Source organism: Bacillus sp. 9.4, assembly GCF_055486415.1.
This window is the reverse complement of the sequence record NZ_JBVFMU010000002.1, coordinates 87,245-104,518: the sequence shown is the minus strand read 5'-3', so window position 1 is coordinate 104,518 and position 17,274 is coordinate 87,245. Positions and strand designations below refer to the sequence as shown.

General features: G+C 36.4%; 16 protein-coding genes and 7 pseudogenes. 20 read left to right on the top strand and 3 right to left on the bottom strand.

Annotation, left to right across the window (positions count from 1 at the left end; translation table 11 throughout):
• Positions 1 to 12: 12 nt before the first annotated feature.
• The 7 genes and pseudogenes from ACZ07B_RS07370 to ACZ07B_RS07340 form a co-directional block, all read left to right on the top strand.
• Positions 13 to 1,278 (top strand): methionine gamma-lyase family protein, encoded by a 1,266-nt coding sequence (locus ACZ07B_RS07370; RefSeq protein WP_217002363.1) that lies wholly within the window; start codon positions 13 to 15, stop codon positions 1,276 to 1,278.
• A 109-nt stretch (positions 1,279 to 1,387) separates the two neighbouring features.
• Positions 1,388 to 1,795: a transcriptional repressor GlnR gene (gene glnR, locus ACZ07B_RS07365; RefSeq protein ID WP_003238341.1), complete on the top strand. Its 408-nt coding sequence runs from the start codon at positions 1,388 to 1,390 to the stop codon at positions 1,793 to 1,795.
• Positions 1,796 to 1,853: 58 nt separating this feature from the next.
• Complete coding sequence (gene glnA / locus ACZ07B_RS07360; RefSeq protein ID WP_003231737.1) at positions 1,854 to 3,188, top strand: type I glutamate--ammonia ligase; 1,335 nt, start codon at positions 1,854 to 1,856, stop codon at positions 3,186 to 3,188.
• Positions 3,189 to 3,515: 327 nt separating this feature from the next.
• A complete protein-coding gene (locus ACZ07B_RS07355; RefSeq protein WP_464877066.1) occupies positions 3,516 to 3,809 on the top strand; it encodes a hypothetical protein in 294 nt (97 codons plus the stop codon).
• A gap of 235 nt (positions 3,810 to 4,044) precedes the next feature.
• Positions 4,045 to 4,389 (top strand): hypothetical protein, encoded by a 345-nt coding sequence (locus ACZ07B_RS07350; protein WP_464877065.1) that lies wholly within the window; start codon positions 4,045 to 4,047, stop codon positions 4,387 to 4,389.
• A gap of 130 nt (positions 4,390 to 4,519) precedes the next feature.
• A pseudogene (locus ACZ07B_RS07345) lies at positions 4,520 to 4,775 on the top strand (SunI/YnzG family protein).
• Positions 4,776 to 4,857: 82 nt separating this feature from the next.
• A pseudogene (locus tag ACZ07B_RS07340) lies at positions 4,858 to 5,037 on the top strand (SMI1/KNR4 family protein); the annotation flags it as partial.
• A 38-nt stretch (positions 5,038 to 5,075) separates the two neighbouring features.
• Here ACZ07B_RS07340 and ACZ07B_RS07335 read toward each other — a convergent pair.
• Positions 5,076 to 5,429, bottom strand: a pseudogene (locus ACZ07B_RS07335) (SMI1/KNR4 family protein); the annotation flags it as partial.
• A 30-nt stretch (positions 5,430 to 5,459) separates the two neighbouring features.
• Between ACZ07B_RS07335 and ACZ07B_RS07330 the strand changes: the two are divergent.
• Positions 5,460 to 6,277: pseudogene (locus ACZ07B_RS07330) on the top strand (DUF7225 domain-containing protein).
• Positions 6,278 to 6,289: 12 nt separating this feature from the next.
• Here ACZ07B_RS07330 and ACZ07B_RS07325 read toward each other — a convergent pair.
• Positions 6,290 to 6,578: pseudogene (locus ACZ07B_RS07325) on the bottom strand (DUF1433 domain-containing protein).
• A 186-nt stretch (positions 6,579 to 6,764) separates the two neighbouring features.
• Between ACZ07B_RS07325 and ACZ07B_RS07320 the strand changes: the two are divergent.
• From ACZ07B_RS07320 to xynB, 12 genes and pseudogenes are all read left to right on the top strand, one after another.
• Positions 6,765 to 7,301, top strand: a complete 537-nt coding sequence (locus tag ACZ07B_RS07320) for a GNAT family N-acetyltransferase (protein ID WP_464877064.1) — start codon at positions 6,765 to 6,767, stop codon at positions 7,299 to 7,301.
• A gap of 78 nt (positions 7,302 to 7,379) precedes the next feature.
• A complete protein-coding gene (locus ACZ07B_RS07315; RefSeq protein WP_464877063.1) occupies positions 7,380 to 8,282 on the top strand; it encodes a CPBP family intramembrane glutamic endopeptidase in 903 nt (300 codons plus the stop codon).
• A gap of 77 nt (positions 8,283 to 8,359) precedes the next feature.
• A complete protein-coding gene (locus ACZ07B_RS07310; RefSeq protein ID WP_029726895.1) occupies positions 8,360 to 8,740 on the top strand; it encodes a UPF0715 family protein in 381 nt (126 codons plus the stop codon).
• Between the two features lie 338 nt (positions 8,741 to 9,078).
• Positions 9,079 to 9,243 carry a hypothetical protein gene (locus ACZ07B_RS07305; protein WP_017697686.1) on the top strand — a complete coding sequence of 55 codons (165 nt, stop codon included), beginning with the start codon at positions 9,079 to 9,081 and terminating at the stop codon, positions 9,241 to 9,243.
• Positions 9,244 to 9,320: 77 nt separating this feature from the next.
• Positions 9,321 to 9,551, top strand: coding sequence for a helix-turn-helix domain-containing protein (locus tag ACZ07B_RS07300; RefSeq protein ID WP_015252029.1), 231 nt, complete (start codon positions 9,321 to 9,323; stop codon positions 9,549 to 9,551).
• Positions 9,548 to 10,186 carry a DUF3885 domain-containing protein gene (locus ACZ07B_RS07295; protein ID WP_464877062.1) on the top strand — a complete coding sequence of 213 codons (639 nt, stop codon included), beginning with the start codon at positions 9,548 to 9,550 and terminating at the stop codon, positions 10,184 to 10,186. The genes ACZ07B_RS07300 and ACZ07B_RS07295 overlap by 4 nt, the downstream gene beginning before the upstream one ends.
• Before the next feature lie 108 nt (positions 10,187 to 10,294).
• Positions 10,295 to 10,613 (top strand): annotated as a pseudogene (locus ACZ07B_RS07290) (hypothetical protein).
• Between the two features lie 42 nt (positions 10,614 to 10,655).
• Positions 10,656 to 10,931, top strand: coding sequence for a hypothetical protein (locus ACZ07B_RS07285; RefSeq protein WP_464877061.1), 276 nt, complete (start codon positions 10,656 to 10,658; stop codon positions 10,929 to 10,931).
• Positions 10,932 to 10,955: 24 nt separating this feature from the next.
• Complete coding sequence (locus tag ACZ07B_RS07280) at positions 10,956 to 11,360, top strand: UPF0715 family protein (protein ID WP_464877220.1); 405 nt, start codon at positions 10,956 to 10,958, stop codon at positions 11,358 to 11,360.
• Between the two features lie 583 nt (positions 11,361 to 11,943).
• Complete coding sequence (locus tag ACZ07B_RS07275; RefSeq protein WP_163136862.1) at positions 11,944 to 12,255, top strand: hypothetical protein; 312 nt, start codon at positions 11,944 to 11,946, stop codon at positions 12,253 to 12,255.
• A 515-nt stretch (positions 12,256 to 12,770) separates the two neighbouring features.
• Positions 12,771 to 14,161, top strand: a pseudogene (locus ACZ07B_RS07270) (MFS transporter).
• A 30-nt stretch (positions 14,162 to 14,191) separates the two neighbouring features.
• Positions 14,192 to 15,793 (top strand): xylan 1,4-beta-xylosidase, encoded by a 1,602-nt coding sequence (gene xynB / locus ACZ07B_RS07265; protein WP_049140110.1) that lies wholly within the window; start codon positions 14,192 to 14,194, stop codon positions 15,791 to 15,793.
• 137 nt (positions 15,794 to 15,930) lie between these two features.
• On the opposite strand, the gene xylR is transcribed toward xynB, so the two are convergent.
• On the bottom strand, positions 15,931 to 17,085 hold the full coding sequence (xylR, locus tag ACZ07B_RS07260; RefSeq protein WP_464877060.1) for a transcriptional repressor XylR: 1,155 nt from the start codon (positions 17,083 to 17,085) through the stop codon (positions 15,931 to 15,933).
• Between the last annotated feature and the right edge of the window lie 189 nt (positions 17,086 to 17,274).

The following is a 17,274-nucleotide window of genomic DNA, read 5'->3' as shown; positions in this document are numbered from 1 at the left end:
AAATATAAAGACATGTTTGACACATTAACACACGGAGAATTATTGAAGAAAACGGCAATGGAAGTGGAAGCGGACATTGCCGGCATTCATAAACAAATAGAAGAAATCAGCGAGCGAAATGAGTGGAGAGTGCTTCAAAGCTATAGAAAACACAAAGTAAGCGACACTCATTTCACGCCGTCTACTGGATACGGCTATGATGATATCGGAAGAGACACGCTTGAAAGCATATATGCGGATGTGTTTGGCGGAGAAGCGGGGCTTGTAAGGCCGCAAATCATTTCAGGCACACATGCCATCTCAATTGCTTTGTTCGGTGTCCTCAGACCGGGGGACGAGCTCCTTTATATCACGGGCAAGCCGTATGATACGCTAGAGGAAATTGTGGGCGTCAGGGGTGGAGAAAACGCTGGTTCGTTAAAGGATTTTCAAATCGGCTATAATGCGGTTGATCTGACGAAAGACGGAAAGATAGACTATGATGCAGTCGCCGCTGCGATCAATCCGAAGACAAAAGTAATCGGTATTCAGCGCTCAAAAGGATATGCGAATCGCCCTTCTTTCTTAATTAGTGAAATAAAAGAAATGATCCGTTTTGTAAAAGAAATCAATGAAAATCTGATCGTCTTTGTGGACAACTGTTACGGAGAATTTGTGGAAGAGCTTGAGCCTTGCCATGTCGGAGCCGACCTGATGGCGGGATCTCTCATTAAAAATCCCGGCGGCGGCCTTGCGAAAACAGGCGGCTACCTCGTCGGAAAAGCGAAATGGATTGAAGCTTGCTCATACCGTATGACGTCACCCGGTATCGGCAGAGAAGCGGGGGCATCTCTTTACTCGCTCCAAGAAATGTACCAAGGCTTCTTTTTGGCGCCTCACGTTGTGTCTCAAAGTCTAAAGGGAGCGGTGTTTACAGCGAGATTCCTTGAAAAACTCGGCTTCATTTCAAACCCGAAATGGGATGCGAAAAGAACGGACTTAATACAATCCGTTGAGTTTTCAGACAGAGAAAAGATGATTGCTTTTTGCCAGGCTATTCAATATGCATCGCCAATCAATGCTCATGTGACGCCTTATCCAGCCTACATGCCGGGATACGAGGATGATGTCATTATGGCAGCAGGGACGTTTATTCAAGGCGCAAGCATCGAATTATCAGCTGATGGCCCTATCCGCCCGCCGTATGTAGCGTATGTTCAGGGAGGATTAACCTATTCGCATGTGAAGAATGCCATATGCAGTGCAGTGGATTCATTGATGGAAAAGCAATTAATTTAAATTTTTTAAAAATTTCTCTGGATTTGATGTTAAGAATCCTTACATCGTATTGACACATAATATAACATCACCTATAATGAAACTAAGTTAAGAAAAGGAGGAAATTGAGATGAGTGATAATATTCGCCGCTCAATGCCTTTATTTCCAATAGGAATTGTCATGCAGTTAACTGAGTTATCAGCAAGACAAATTCGATATTATGAGGAAAATGGACTGATATTTCCAGCCAGAAGTGAAGGGAATAGACGATTATTTTCATTTCATGATGTAGATAAACTGTTAGAAATCAAGCACCTGATAGAACAAGGTGTAAACATGGCAGGAATTAAACAGATTCTGGCGAAAGCCGAAGCCGAGCCAGAACAAAAACAAAACGAGAAGACGAAAAAACCAATGAAACATGATCTGTCCGATGACGAACTGAGACAGCTCCTGAAAAACGAGCTCATGCAAGCCGGCCGTTTTCAAAGAGGGAATACATTCCGTCAAGGCGACATGTCCCGCTTCTTTCATTAATCCGTTAGCAACTGTTTTGCTATATACATTTACCTTTTAAGAGGAGGAATTTTACCAAATGGCAAAGTACACTAGAGAAGATATCGAAAAATTAGTAAAAGAAGAAAACGTGAAGTATATCCGTCTTCAATTTACTGACATTCTTGGAACAATCAAGAATGTTGAGATTCCTGTAAGCCAGCTTGGAAAAGCGCTTGATAATAAAGTCATGTTTGACGGTTCTTCTATTGAGGGATTCGTTCGTATCGAAGAGTCAGACATGTACCTGTATCCAGATCTAAATACATTTGTTATCTTCCCATGGACAGCTGAAAAAGGTAAAGTAGCACGTTTCATCTGTGATATTTACAATCCGGATGGCACACCTTTCGAAGGTGACCCGCGAAACAACTTAAAACGGATTCTGAAAGAAATGGAAGACCTCGGCTTCAGTGATTTTAACCTTGGGCCTGAGCCTGAATTCTTCTTATTCAAATTGGACGAAAAAGGCGAGCCGACGCTTGAACTAAACGACAAAGGCGGGTATTTCGACTTAGCTCCAACTGATTTAGGAGAAAACTGCCGCCGCGATATCGTACTTGAGCTTGAAGAGATGGGCTTTGAAATCGAAGCGTCTCACCACGAAGTAGCACCTGGTCAGCATGAAATCGACTTTAAATATGCTGGAGCAGTCCGCTCTTGTGATGACATCCAAACATTTAAACTAGTTGTCAAAACAATTGCCCGTAAACACGGCCTGCATGCGACATTTATGCCAAAACCATTGTTCGGTGTGAACGGTTCAGGTATGCACTGCAATCTATCACTCTTCAAAAATGGTGTTAACGCATTCTTTGACGAAAACGCAGATCTTCAGTTAAGTGAAACAGCGAAGCACTTCATTGCAGGTATCGTGAAGCACGCAACAAGCTTTACAGCAGTAACAAACCCGACAGTAAACTCTTACAAACGTCTTGTTCCTGGCTATGAAGCACCTTGTTATGTAGCATGGAGCGCGCAAAACAGAAGCCCGCTTATCCGTATCCCGGCTTCTCGCGGCATCAGCACACGTGTTGAAGTACGCAGTGTAGACCCAGCTGCAAACCCATACCTTGCACTTAGCGTATTGCTTGCTGCAGGATTAGACGGAATCAAAAACAAACTGGAAGCGCCGGCTCCAATCGACCGCAACATCTATGTGATGAGCAAAGAAGAGCGCATGGAAAACGGAATCGTTGACCTTCCAGCAACACTTGCGGAAGCGCTAGAAGAATTCAAATCAAACGAAGTCATGGTCAAAGCGCTGGGCGAGCACCTATTCGAACACTTCATCGAAGCAAAAGAAATCGAATGGGACATGTTCCGCACGCAAGTACATCCTTGGGAACGCGAACAGTATATGTCTCAGTATTAATATCTCAATCCCTTGGCACTAAAAGTGTCAGGGGATTTTTTATGTTAATAGGTAATAAATTATGGAGCGGCACTGCTAAAAAGCAGGGTCACTTTTAGTCTATGTCACTAATAATTCTATGTACTAAATTTTCAATTAGGGAAATAATTCCACGCTTAAGGAAGCAATACGCATAAATAATTCGACAAATTCTGTGATAATTCCATTGTTCAATACTTCTACCAGCAATAATAAGATGAGTAAGGTAGATGTTTATTATTGACATCATAACCAAATGAATCCATAATTACGTTGAAATCTAAATCAATTTTCAAAAAGGAGATTTCTATGAAAAAATTGACTATCTTCTCCGGGGGATTAGGAGCGGTTTTTTCTGTACTGGCTCAACTGTTTGCGGTTTTAGATGACTCTTACACTTTGGGGAACTTATGGTTTTTAGGTACTTTGGCGGGGATTATAACCATGCTTGCTTCAATCCAGACAAATAATAAACCAGTCTTCAGCATATTATTAATTACTAGTTCAGTAATAGGTCTACTTGGAACTGGTCTTGTATACATCATACCAACACTGTTCAATATAATAATAATTTATAAATTTTCAAAAGTAAGCCAATGGTAAAATAAAGGTTCTTTTTTCATTTAGTATTTCTTTGACAAGGTCGGTAATGAATCGCAGAATGCTTATGCTTGCAACTGGTCCACACAGCTGGGGCTTCCGTGGGCATGATTATCGAACGCCATGTTTCTAGGATACCGGAATTGAAACATTTGCTGAGACATTTCGTGAAGCCGATCACCAAATGACCATTTTCATAGAGGCACGTCTAAAGAAGCTATCATAGGAGGACAATACTGTGTGGAAAGCTTTAAGTCAATTACACAAGAAACAGAAAAATCAAAGTCCAAGCGATGAAGATTATATACAGATTCCAGAATTAGAAGTAAAAGTTTTGGGGATGCTTCACAGTATCAATATAGACTTGGTTAATTTAATAGCTCAAGCAGAAAAGTCTAAGGAGTTTATAGGACAAATCGAAGGCATCTGGCATTCTATAGCAAGTCAATTTTATTCACTCGCCCAAGGGTTTGAGAATGAGGATATCAATAAGCTTTCTACGGATCTTAATAATGCTGCCGCCACTTGGGAAGCTGTTGCTAATAAAGCAAAAGAGTTTGTAACAAATTCATACCAAGGGTAAAAGAAATATAGGGGCCTGAAAGGGCTCTTTTGCTTATAGTCATATTTCCCGTAAGTATTACTTTTTGGATTTATTGAATTTTAAAGCGTGTTTGTTGCACTGAATTCATAGTCAAAAGGGGAATGTTTTTATGCTTGGAATCAACGTTGAAAAATCAAATGAAAACTTAATTATCAATTGGCAGCTATCCAAAATTGAAATCCCAATCAAAGAAATCAATGATGTATTTCTTGATCCAAACTATGGGGGAGAGGAAAAAAGTGCAGTAAGGATTGGGTTTCCTTATGGCTCAACGGATAGGGTAGTAAGTAATTAAAGCAGCAAATAACACTTACATTTTGTTCACCACTAATGCTGCTATTATTATGAGTAAAATTGTTTCTTAATAAACAGCTTATGTCTCTTTTAAATTTCTCTATTAATGTTTTGTATGGTGATATTTAGTGAGACGGTTTGAGGAGGAGTTTTATGGAAAAAGGAAAGTTAATTCACATGACTCTAGATGGTATTAAGAAAGCAGTTTCTAACTATGGTACATTTCCTATGTTTCATCATGGAGGGTATGTCATGGAAGATGCTACTTTTCATTTCAAAAATCCAGCAACTCCTCAAGAAATTAGCGGCTTAGAAAAGAAATTAGGTGTTACTTGTTGAAATTAGTCATAATTTTTTCTTTTGCCGAAGTGTTATTCTGAAACCAGTTTATAATACTCTTGGAGATTCGGATTTACTTCCCAATATTTCGTTCCATTAGAAGACACTAGCATATCAAACCATATCTCGAAATTAGAATTTAAGTTAATCGCATCTTCAATATCGTCAATTGAGTCTAGATATAACATATAACCTAATCCTTTTTTTGATTTGTTTGTGTCTATGACATACCTTCCATCAAAATGATATCCTATTAATAAGTATCCCTCTGGGAAATCTTGAACCTCATTATATTCAACGATTCCCTCTAAGCTAAGTATTTCAATGCCATCAAACATTTCCATCCCATTGTGTTGTAACAAAAACTCTTTAAAGTCATTAGGAAACCAAAGAATCTGCTATTTGAGGGAAGTATAATGACAATTTACGAGCAAATTAAAGATGCTTTGAAAAATAAGATCAATGAGTTGGTTTCACCTCAAGAAGTAAAGAAAATACGGAACTAATCCGGATAGCATTATTTTATCAGATTATTGTTATAACCGGTATAATAAGGGGATTTCTTTTAATAAGCACCTCTTTGAATATGTGAATAGAAGTTCTTACAAATACTTAGGTGAGAACTCTCTTTATACAGGACTTATTTTCAGAAAATCAAAAGGGGAAGATAAGGAAGTTATCGTAGGCGAATGGGTAAACGGTGTTAAATCACTCCGAGAAGCTTTTATTACTAATAACCAAATAAATGATCAAGCCGAAATCATTAGTAAAGAACAACTTGTAAACCTTTATAATGAATATAACCAAATCCTGAGATATGAAATGAATGTATTGAACTGTAAGCCTACAGAATTGAGGCATTTAATTGGCAGAATCGGTGAATTCATTTGTGCAATCCAAACCAACGGCACTCTGGCACGTCAAACTAATCAGCATGGATTTGATGTTGTGAGTGATGGCAGACGGATTAGTGTAAAAACAACAGCTCAATCAAGTGGTTTTATTTCGATAAATAAAAATACATTTCAGGATTTTGATGGTTTTTTTTGTAGTTCAATACGTAAATGATGATTTTAAAGTTATTTTCTTCGGATCAAAGGAAGAAGTGCAAAAAATAAGCAGAGTTTATGGAAGTCAATACGAAGTTGAAATTTCACATCTTAAAAAGATTAACAAGGAATACCAATTAAATAACAATCTTGTTGATAACAAAACATCCCCTTACTTATTGTAAGGGGACGTTTGTTTAATCCTCATATATTTTATCTTCGCACTCTAGCTTACGAGTTGCATCCACAGTAAATGATCTTACTTCGTCTTTAGTTTTGTCCTAAATTCCCCGTATTACTTTTTTCTATTTAGATAACAACCATTGATTTCAATGCCGCCCATTGGATTTACCTCATAATCATCAGTGTAATCAATTGATTCAATATCTTTATCGTTTGTTTTAATAAAGTCATTAGCCAAAGAATACAACTCTTCTTTTTACAGAACTACTCGAACTTCCATTTTTTACTATGTTGTTCCTTCATAATTATCCCTCAGGGAAAGGTAGGGGGATTATTTTGGAGAATCATATTCCATTGCTTGTTCACAGTCAGTAATCCTTGAGTTGTTCTAGCAAGAGGCAATATTGTTGAATAAAAATAGTTTTAAAGAGGTTATTGTTGTCTTCATATTGAAATAAAGATTAAGTATATTAGAGGGGAGTTACTTTAATGCATATCACAACAAAAAGGTTATCGATACGTGAATTTGAATTCAAAGATTGGCAGGCTGTATATGAGTATACATCTGATAGTAATGTAATGAAGTATATACCTGAAGGGGTTTTTACTGAAGAAGATGCAAAGGCATTTGTAAATAAAAACAAAGGTGATAACGCTGAAAAATTCCCTGTCATACTAAGAGATGAAGACTGTCTTATAGGCCATATTGTTTTTTATAAGTATTTTGGTGAACATACATATGAAATTGGGTGGGTGTTTAATCCCAATTATCAAAATAAAGGGTATGCTTCTGAGGCAGCCCAAGCTATCTTGGAATATGGATTTAAAGAAATGAACTTACATAGGATTATAGCTACGTGTCAACCTGAGAATATTCCCTCATACCGAGTTATGGAGAAGATTGGAATGAGAAGAGAAGGCTTTTTTAAAAAATGTATTCCAAAAGGCAATGAATGGTGGGATGAATATTATTACGCTATTTTAGAGGAAGAGTGGAATTGTAAGAGGGGGAATGCAGGAAATTGAAACCATAACAGCTATAGAACGTATAGTGATAGTAGGGCTTATAGTGCTTAATATGAATGATGTGAGAGGGGTATCCAAATGCAAATTCATCTCACCAAAAGCGGAAAACAAGACAATCATCATAAATGGTTAGGAACTGTCTTGCTCAGTTGGGGAACATTCGTATTTGCTTTGTTTTTTGCTACTTTAATCGGTTCAATGGCTAGCCAAGCAGGAGCTTCCAAGCTTTTGAAGCAAGGCATCCAAGCAGGTTTAGTCACATTAATAACTGTCCCGTTGCTCTACATTCTTCTTAAACGGATGTCTAGTAGACCCTTTTATTCTATAGGACTGTCTGGGTGGCGGCAAGCCATTCCGAAAGCCATAATAGGAGCAATATATGTGATTGTATTATCCGGGTCTGGTTTCGCTATCGCCCATTTATTAGGCTGGATCAAAATTACACAATTTCACTTCTCTGTCCATTTAGTGACAGTATTGCTCTTAAATATGATTATCGCTTTCTTTTATGAAGCTTTTCCAGAGGAATTAACTTTTCGGGGGACGGTGTACTATGCTCTAAATAAGCGTTGGAACTGTTTTATGGCCTTACTCCTACAGCCGATCCTGTTTGTGCTTGCACCAATAACTGTAAGTGGCTTGCAATATATAGTTGGAATTGAATCATCTGCTATCACATTAGATTACATTGTTTTATTGTTGGGTTTTGGATTCATCCTTCAACTCCTGCGTATTGTAACAGGAAGCTTATGGACGTCTATCGCTTTTCATCTGGCCTTTCTCGAAAATTCTCGGTTCTTCGTCCTGCAGGGAGAGAAGCGCTTTATTACCTATGAAGAAATTGTTCCGGGAACAAGTGCGCTGTTTGTGATCTTTTTTATGTTGCTTATTGTCGGTACTCTACTATTAATACCTGTTGCAATAACTCGCCGAAATACTATTCAATGGCGGAAGAATGAGAAATGCGACCAAGATGTTTAATTTCTAAGTAGAACAGTAGTTTTAAGGAGGATCTAGACAATGTTGAAGAAGCATTCATTAAGAAAGAGGTTATAAACATGCAAGTTTTAAGGATCATATTTGTTCATGTCTTGTCCGCGTTATCAGCTGCTGTTGTTTATGTTTTTGGCATTGGTTATGACGGCTACATACCATACTTCCTAATAAGTGTTCTTCTCTTTATCTTTTATTTAATCTTTGCTGCACCTGTTCAATATTTCTTAAATCGCAATCCAAAAAGGTTTAACGCGAAATATTTACTCATATACATATTCTTTTCCTTTTTGGTATGGTTATTCTTCGCTTTCATTACTGATCCAAAAAACACCTTAAACTTTCTGATGGGATATGAAATATACTTGTTTAGTGTCTCATTCGCTGTAATATTTTGGATCTGGGACTCGGTTTTTCTGCAAAACATTGGGAGGGTAGCAGCGTAGCTTAAATCATCACAATCCTTTTCCTTATGCACGGTCAAAAATCCCTTTCATTTACTGAATTAAGCCATAAATGGGTAAAGGGAGAGAGGGATGAAAAGGGTTAATCGTTTAACTTTGGTTTGCTTAGGCTTAGTCTCAAGTTTTACTCTTCCGAATGCTGAAGCAAAGCTAACGGTGGATTAAACAAATGTAGACTTTGTTTTGAGCGAGGAATCAACAATTGTCTTTATGGCAGATAATTTCGACCGGAATTTTGACCGCACTTGGTTATAAATTCACAATACACAATAATAAAGACTGTACTCTAAATATGAAACTTAGCAGAATAGCTCTAACTGATGGATATTTTCAAGGAGCGAGAAAGAATTCCAGGAAGTTATTTGGACTACAGTGCAGCAGATCGAGTAGAAGGTGATCAGTTGGAAATAACAAAAAGTTCAGGCTGCGGCGATGTGTGGATAAAAGGTATTTATGGATTTGAACATGAAGAGCGGGATTATTAAATTCAGCGAGGTCAAGGATCCATTATAAACTTAATGATCATTTTAAGTGTGATCAAAAATAACTAAAAGGTGAGAATATGATTAAATCAAAGTTAAAAACGATTATAGACCAAAGAAAGATCAGTATCCGGAAACTTTCCAGAGATATTGATCATGAGTATCCAACTGTCAGAAAGCTATATAATGACGAAATGGAGCGGTATCCGAGAGAGCTGTTTGATAAAGTCTGTCCCTATCAAAACATCGAACTGCATGAGTTGTTGATATTCCAAAAAGATCATATTCCTAAAGTGAGAATGTCTAAATGAAGATAATGGAGTATATGGAGGAAAGGTTTCAAAACCTCGAATTCACTCCTAGCATCTATAATCAATGGGGCATAGGAATCCATTTTTGTCTTGGGAAAAATATCTATCAACTCAAAGAAAATGAAGAATTGAATCTTAAGAGGTTCCAAGTTGTATATGAGCAAATAACAATCATTTTTAATGAATTATTTGAACAAAACGATGACATATTCCTTGTGACAAATATGTATAAGCACAAGAAAGAGAAATGCATAAGAAAATTAAAGGTGTATCAACCGTTTCTAAAGTGTAAAAATCATTTGAATCAAATTCTGGTGAAGACATATCCCTACCCTTTCGAAATCAATAAAGCTGAAGAATACAATATGCAACAATTTTCCTTGTTATGCAAACCTCGAGACTTACATGTAACTGAATTACTTAAAGCAGCCAGTAATGAAGATTTTCCATTGAAACCGAGATTCGGGGGTTACTCTATTGATTACCCTGATGTTTTCTTTGTGAACATTACAAAAGACATTATTTTCTTTATCTATGATGACCGAGGATGTGAAGTCATAGCTCTTGATTTCAAACGAATACGTCACCTTTATGAAAAATATCACGACTGGGTAGAAGAGTATAAGTGCATGTAATACTCTTTCATAAAACGATTTATACCAGAAAAAGCAGAATTAGATTATGGGGGCCTTACATACTAAACGGTTATTGAAACTAAGAAACTTAGAATTTTTTCAGTTGGTATTGATGATGAGAGATCTGCATTTTTATTAGTACTTGATGAAAGATTAGTAGATTTTGATTCTCAAGGTGGAAACCTTATTAGTGTTTATTTAGTTACTCACTTTGAGTTATCTGATCAATCGTATTCTTTTGGGTATGAAGCATAACTGTTCGTATGCAATGGATATTCTAAGCGTTAAAGAGGAATTTGATTTCGATTTCCCATTTAATATGCTTGCAATAAAAAGCTATGTACAAGAATTAATAAAAATGTTAGGGATTGATATAATTCTGCCTGAAATGAAAGAAAGAGATTTTGACAAACTTTCTCAAGACTAAATAAAACTACGATTTTAAAGAGAACGGAGACTTGCTTTCAATATGAATGTTAGAAAAGCTGCAGCTATTTTTTCAATCACGATTCCAATTATCTCAGCTATCTTAATTATTAATTTTTTTACGGGAGTTATGTCAATTCCATGGCAAGGAATGCCGGTGTTTTTTCCATTATTACTTTCTCCTATAGGAATCATTTTAGCGTTCGTTTCAATGAAGACAAATAAACGGTGTGCTGTATATGGGATTGTCTTAAATGCAATTATGTTTCCATTTCCTTTTTTCTGGTTTATAGGAGGGACTTTGTTATTTGGAGCTTAAAATTTAAAGAATAGCGGAGGTACCATTTTGTGGTTATATAAACCGTTAGGCAGTTACGCTTATACATTGGTATTTTCAAGCTTATCATATGGTCTAATCTTTGGCTTGTATATGTTTGTTTATTCAGGTTTTATGGCGATCGCATTAATCACAATAGGAATCATAGCATTCTACTCATTTATCACTTACTTATTATTTGCTATCCCTTTGCAAAAATTACTAAGAAGAAGGCCCAGAAAATTCAGTTTGATCAATTTGTTAATTTATGCTGCAGTAGCCTTTTTAGCTGTGTTTTTTTTCTGGTTTGTTGATTATCCGTCAAATGCTCTTACCGTATTCAGAAGCTTTTGGTATTACATTATGAGCATTATTGCTGCGTTAATTTATTGGTTCTGGGACTCAATATTTTTGCGAATTTATAACATTTGATTTAAATTATGTGTTCACACCCTTCACAACAAGTAAAGGCCTGCTGAATCAAACAGTAAATATTCAGATTGTTTGATTAATCCGAGAAACATAAGAATTGTTTTATTTAAAATTGGGGGATTTGACTTGAATTTTTTTTATTTGGATTGTAATGTTTATAGTTATTTTTAGCGACCTTTATGCATGTTACAAAAGGATAGGAAGAGCTTAAAAATGATGAAAAGTTAAATATACATAAATTTCTTTGTATATGACTTTCGGATACCAAAAGCGAAAAGAGCATTAAACTAAATGCTCTTTTTCATCCCACAACATCGGCATTCACGCACTTTTGAACAAAGGTAATCGCAATTGTCGTAGTGGCCATATACTTTATTCAACATATTGAAGAATATAAATCTGTTGTGAAGTAAGGGAAATTCAAGACATAAAACGTTAGGTGTTCCATGTGTATTGTATAGAGTGGATTGAAGAGGCATTGTTACCAAGAATGGTTTGAATGGGCTGCTGTACTTGAAGGCCTATATCAAAAGCGGTTTGAGCATGCGAAATGGAAGCGGCTATCAAAAGGAGGGGGAATACCATGAAAAAATTAGTTTTATTATCCAGCTTTTTCGGGATTGTGCTATCAATTATTGGACAATTATTTGGAGTCCTAACAGATTTCTTTATTTCAGGTATTGCACGGCTTATAGGGATTTTAGCCGGTATCCTAGTATTGCTTAGCCTGAAGTCAAGAAACACAGAAATGCAGGCATTTATAGTGAGTTCAAGTACTGCGCTGGGAATAATGGGGGCAGGAATTTTATATTTTCCAGCTGCGATTGTCAATGTCTTAATTGGGTTTAAGCTAAACAAAAAGTTAAAAGAAGAAAACACTAAGGAGCAGATCTGAATAGACTGCTTTTGGTTGGAGAACCTGAGGAATTGTAGTATATATGACTTTAAAATTTTATACACTTCTTACAACAAATGAAATCGAATTTTTTAAGTAATACAAAAGGCTTTTTAGAATTTTTGGAATCTGACTTGTTTAAACTTTCTGAAAAAGATGTTGAAAAAGTCGAGAGGATTTTATAATATTAAATCAAGTTAGTTTGTTCGATCAACAAACTAACAAGATGAACTTTCATTATCCACAAGATAAGATCTTACTAATATGGATGGAAGGGGGATAAGAGGGTCGATTTAATGGAGCTAAACATTATAAGAAACGAAAGAATGAGGCTTTTATCCTTTTCCAGGTATATAAGGTATGACGAAAAAAGATGAATTTTTTGCTTGCTGATCACCATATTTTTTTGCACTGTTTTGAAAGCGCTTTTATAAAAGTTTACTGACCGTAAATTCGAGAAATTGTTATACCGTTTCACACTGTTCCATATTAAAGGATCGAAAAGGGGAGAAATCATGCTCAGTGAAAATGTAAAGAAGATTAGCATGGTTGAAAAAGTTGGATATGCGTCTGGAGATTTTGCTTGTAATTTAATTTATGCAACAGTGTCTACGTATCTTTTGTTCTTCTATACAGATGTTTTTGGTTTATCGGCAGCAGGGCCGGTACTATGTTTTTAGTGGTTAGAATAATCGACGCTCTCGCTGATCCTTTTATCGGAACAATAGTTGACAGAACGAACAGCAGATTTGGACGCTTTAGACCGTATCTTTTATTCGGAGCTTTTCCATTTGTTATACTGGCAATACTCTGTTTTACAACACCAGACTTTTCGGATATGGGGAAATTAATATATGCCTATATAACCTATGTTGGCTTGTCGCTTACATACACAACGATAAACGTTCCATATGGCGCGTTAACTTCTGCAATGACTAGAAATAATCAAGAAGTGGTTAGTATAACTTCTGTTCGCATGTTATTTGCGAATCTTGGGGGACTTGTCGTTGCATTTTTTGTTCCCTTACTGGCTGCTTATTTAAGCGATACTTCCGGCAACGAGTCTCTTGGCTGGCAACTAACCATGGGTATTTTGGGAATGATAGGCGGGTGCCTTTTAATCTTTTGTTTTAAAAGCACAAAAGAGCGGGTCACTCTTCAAAAATCCGAAGAGAAAATTAAATTTACGGATATATTTGAGCAGTTTCGTGTTAATCGTCCACTTGTTGTATTAAGTATTTTCTTTATTATTATTTTTGGAGTGAATTCCATCAGTAATTCGGTTGGCATTTACTACGTAACGTATAACTTAGAAAGAGAGGATTTGGTGAAGTGGTACGGTTTGATAGGAAGCTTGCCCGCTTTGGTCATTTTACCGTTTATTCCAAGGCTTCATCAATTTTTGGGGAAAAAGAAATTACTAAACTATGCATTATTACTGAATATTATCGGCCTCTTAGCTTTACTGTTTGTTCCGCCAAGTAATGTTTACCTCATACTTGTCTGTCGATTAATCGCTGCTGCTGGAAGTCTCACTGCCGGGGGATATATGTGGGCGCTTATTCCTGAAACAATTGAATATGGAGAGTACAGGACTGGGAAAAGAATGGGTGGGCTCATTTACGCTATAATCGGATTTTTCTTTAAGTTTGGTATGGCCTTAGGAGGAGTTGTTCCGGGTCTGGTTCTTGATAAGTTTGGATATGTAGCAAATCAGGCACAAACCCCGACGGCATTAATGGGGATTTTAATTACAACAACCATTATTCCCGTGTTCTTGCTGGTTCTAGCTTTAATTGATATTAATTTCTATAACTTAGATGAGAAAAAATATAAAAACATGGTTCGAGAATTAGAGAATAGAGACAAAGTTTATTTGGATCATATTGATGATTTCAAGGCTTAAAAAAGAAAATAAACTGAGGAGGAGTCCCAAATGAAGATTACCAATCCCGTACTTAAAGGATTCAATCCCGATCCAAGTATTTGTAGAGCAGGAGAGGATTATTATATCGCCGTATCTACATTTGAGTGGTTTCCGGGAGTCCAGATACACCACTCAAAAGATTTAGTAAATTGGCACTTAGTTGCACATCCATTACAGAGAGTTTCACAATTAGACATGAAAGGAAACCCAAATTCAGGTGGAGTTTGGGCACCATGTTTAAGCTATAGTGATGGGAAGTTTTGGCTGATCTATACGGATGTTAAGGTAGTAGATGGCGCATGGAAAGATTGTCACAATTATTTAGTTACCTGTGAAACGATTAATGGTGATTGGGGGGAGCCGATTAAATTAAATAGCTCGGGGTTTGATGCTTCTTTGTTCCATGATACGGATGGAAAAAAATATTTATTAAATATGTTATGGGATCACCGTATTGATCGGCACTCATTTGGAGGAATTGTTATACAGGAATATTCTGATAAAGAGCAAAAATTAATCGGTAAACCAAAAGTCATATTTGAAGGAACGGATAGAAAACTGACAGAAGCTCCGCACCTTTATCATATCGGGAACTATTATTATTTATTAACTGCAGAAGGAGGAACACGGTACGAACATGCTGCTACAATTGCCCGTTCTGCAAATATTGAGGGGCCATATGAAGTTCATCCCGATAATCCAATCTTAACGTCATGGCATGACCCAGGAAATCCATTGCAAAAATGTGGTCATGCATCCATTGTTCAAACACATACAGATGAGTGGTATTTAGCTCATTTAACGGGACGTCCTATTCATCCTGACGATGATTCAATTTTTCAGCAGAGAGGATACTGTCCTTTGGGCAGAGAAACAGCTATTCAAAAACTTTACTGGAAAGATGAATGGCCCTATGTAGTAGGTGGAAAAGAAGGAAGCTTGGAGGTAGATGCACCTTCTATACCCGAAACAATATTTGAAGCAACGTACCCGGAAGTTGATGAATTTGAGGATTCAACATTAAATATAAATTTTCAAACTTTAAGGATTCCATTCACGAATGAATTAGGTTCATTGACTCAAGCGCCAAATCATTTACGATTATTCGGTCATGAATCATTGACCTCGACATTTACTCAGGCATTTGTAGCCAGACGCTGGCAAAGTCTCCATTTTGAAGCCGAAACTGCTGTTGAGTTTTATCCGGAAAATTTTCAACAAGCCGCTGGATTGGTGAATTACTACAATACAGAGAACTGGACGGCTCTTCAAGTCACGCATGATGAAGAACTTGGCCGCATTCTTGAATTAACAATATGTGACAACTTTTCTTTTTCACAGCCATTAAATAATAAAATTGTTATTCCTCGTGAAGTAAAGTATGTATATTTAAGAGTAAATATTGAAAAGGACAAATATTATTATTTCTATTCTTTTAACAAAGAAGATTGGCACAAAATTGACATTGCACTGGAATCGAAAAAATTGTCAGATGATTACATCCGTGGGGGAGGATTCTTCACAGGGGCCTTTGTAGGGATGCAATGCCAAGATACCAGTGGTAATCATATTCCGGCCGACTTTAGATATTTTCGTTATAAAGAAAAATAATTTGCACATGAAAAAGGAGATTTCTATTTTAGAACTCCTTTTTCATATGAGAAGGTGCCTATGTCACTATTGCTTCAGAAATACTCCTAGAATAAAAAAACTCATCTTTAAAGATGAGCTGTCCATTCCTTAAAAAATTACATTGTAATCATGTCCAGAAAATGATCAATCACAATGGAGGACATTCCTAATGCCGGTGCATTCTGTCCTAAAGAAGATGGCAATAATTCATAGCTATTGCCTAATTGGGAATAAACCCTTGATGATACTTCACTTCTCATTGAATTTAAAACCATAGGATGCGATTCAATTATGCTATTTCTTAAAATTACGGCTTGTGGGTTGAAAGTATTTAGAATATTGGTAAGGCCTATTCCTAAATAGAATCCAAAATTTTGTAATGCATTTAAGGTTCCGATATCATTCAGATGGGCGAGGTTTATGATATCTTGATAGGACAGTTTTTTCTCTTTGGTCTGAAGAGATTTTAATAAAGCCTTCTCTGAAGCATACAATTCCCAGCATCCTCGGTTTCCGCAACTGCATTTAGGACCATTAAAGTCTATTGTCATATGTCCCATTTCTCCAGAGAAGCCGCTTACTCCTCTATATAAATGATTGTTGATAATAACACCGATCCCTATTCCTGTGCTGATACTTACGTAAATAATGTTATCGTGATTTTTTGCAGCTCCAAATACTTTTTCTCCATATGCGCCAGCATTTGCCTCATTTTCAATAAAAACAGGCACATTGTACTTCTCTTGTATCGAAGATTTTAAGTCAATATCTCTCCAGTTGGAGTTCGGAGTGAAAACAATTTTTTGATCTTTATCAATGAGTCCAGGCACGCAAATACCTATACCAATAAGCCCGTACGGAGATTGGGGCATATGCGTAATAAAGTGATGAATCATATCAATCAAAATGTCTTGCGTTATTTCTGGAGAATTGGATTCCAAATGGCAGTATTGATCAAGAACGATCGTTCCTTCAAGGTCTGTTAAAATGCCATTGATATAATCCACACCAACATCTATTCCTACGGAGTATCCTGCCTTTTTATTAAAAACAAGCATGACAGGTCTTCTTCCGCCACTTGATTGTCCTTGACCTATTTCAAATACCAGATTTTCTTTCATTAACGTGTTTACCTGTGATGAAACAGTTGATTTATTTAATCCAGTCATTTCAGATAATTTTGCTCTTGAAATAGGTGAATTTTTGAGGATTTCTTTTAATAATAACTTTTGATTTACTTTTTTGACAAAGGTTTGATCAGCGATATCCACTTTATCCACTCCATTTGTTTAATCTTTAAATTAAGTATGAACATAGTACATAGCGAATCTTCCCTTTATTATATCTAATGTGTTCATAAAAAACTAAAAAAAATATTGAAAATACTGATGAGGTTATATAAGATGAAAATAAGTTAGTTTGTTTAAACAACAAACTAACAGGTAACTTACAATATGAAA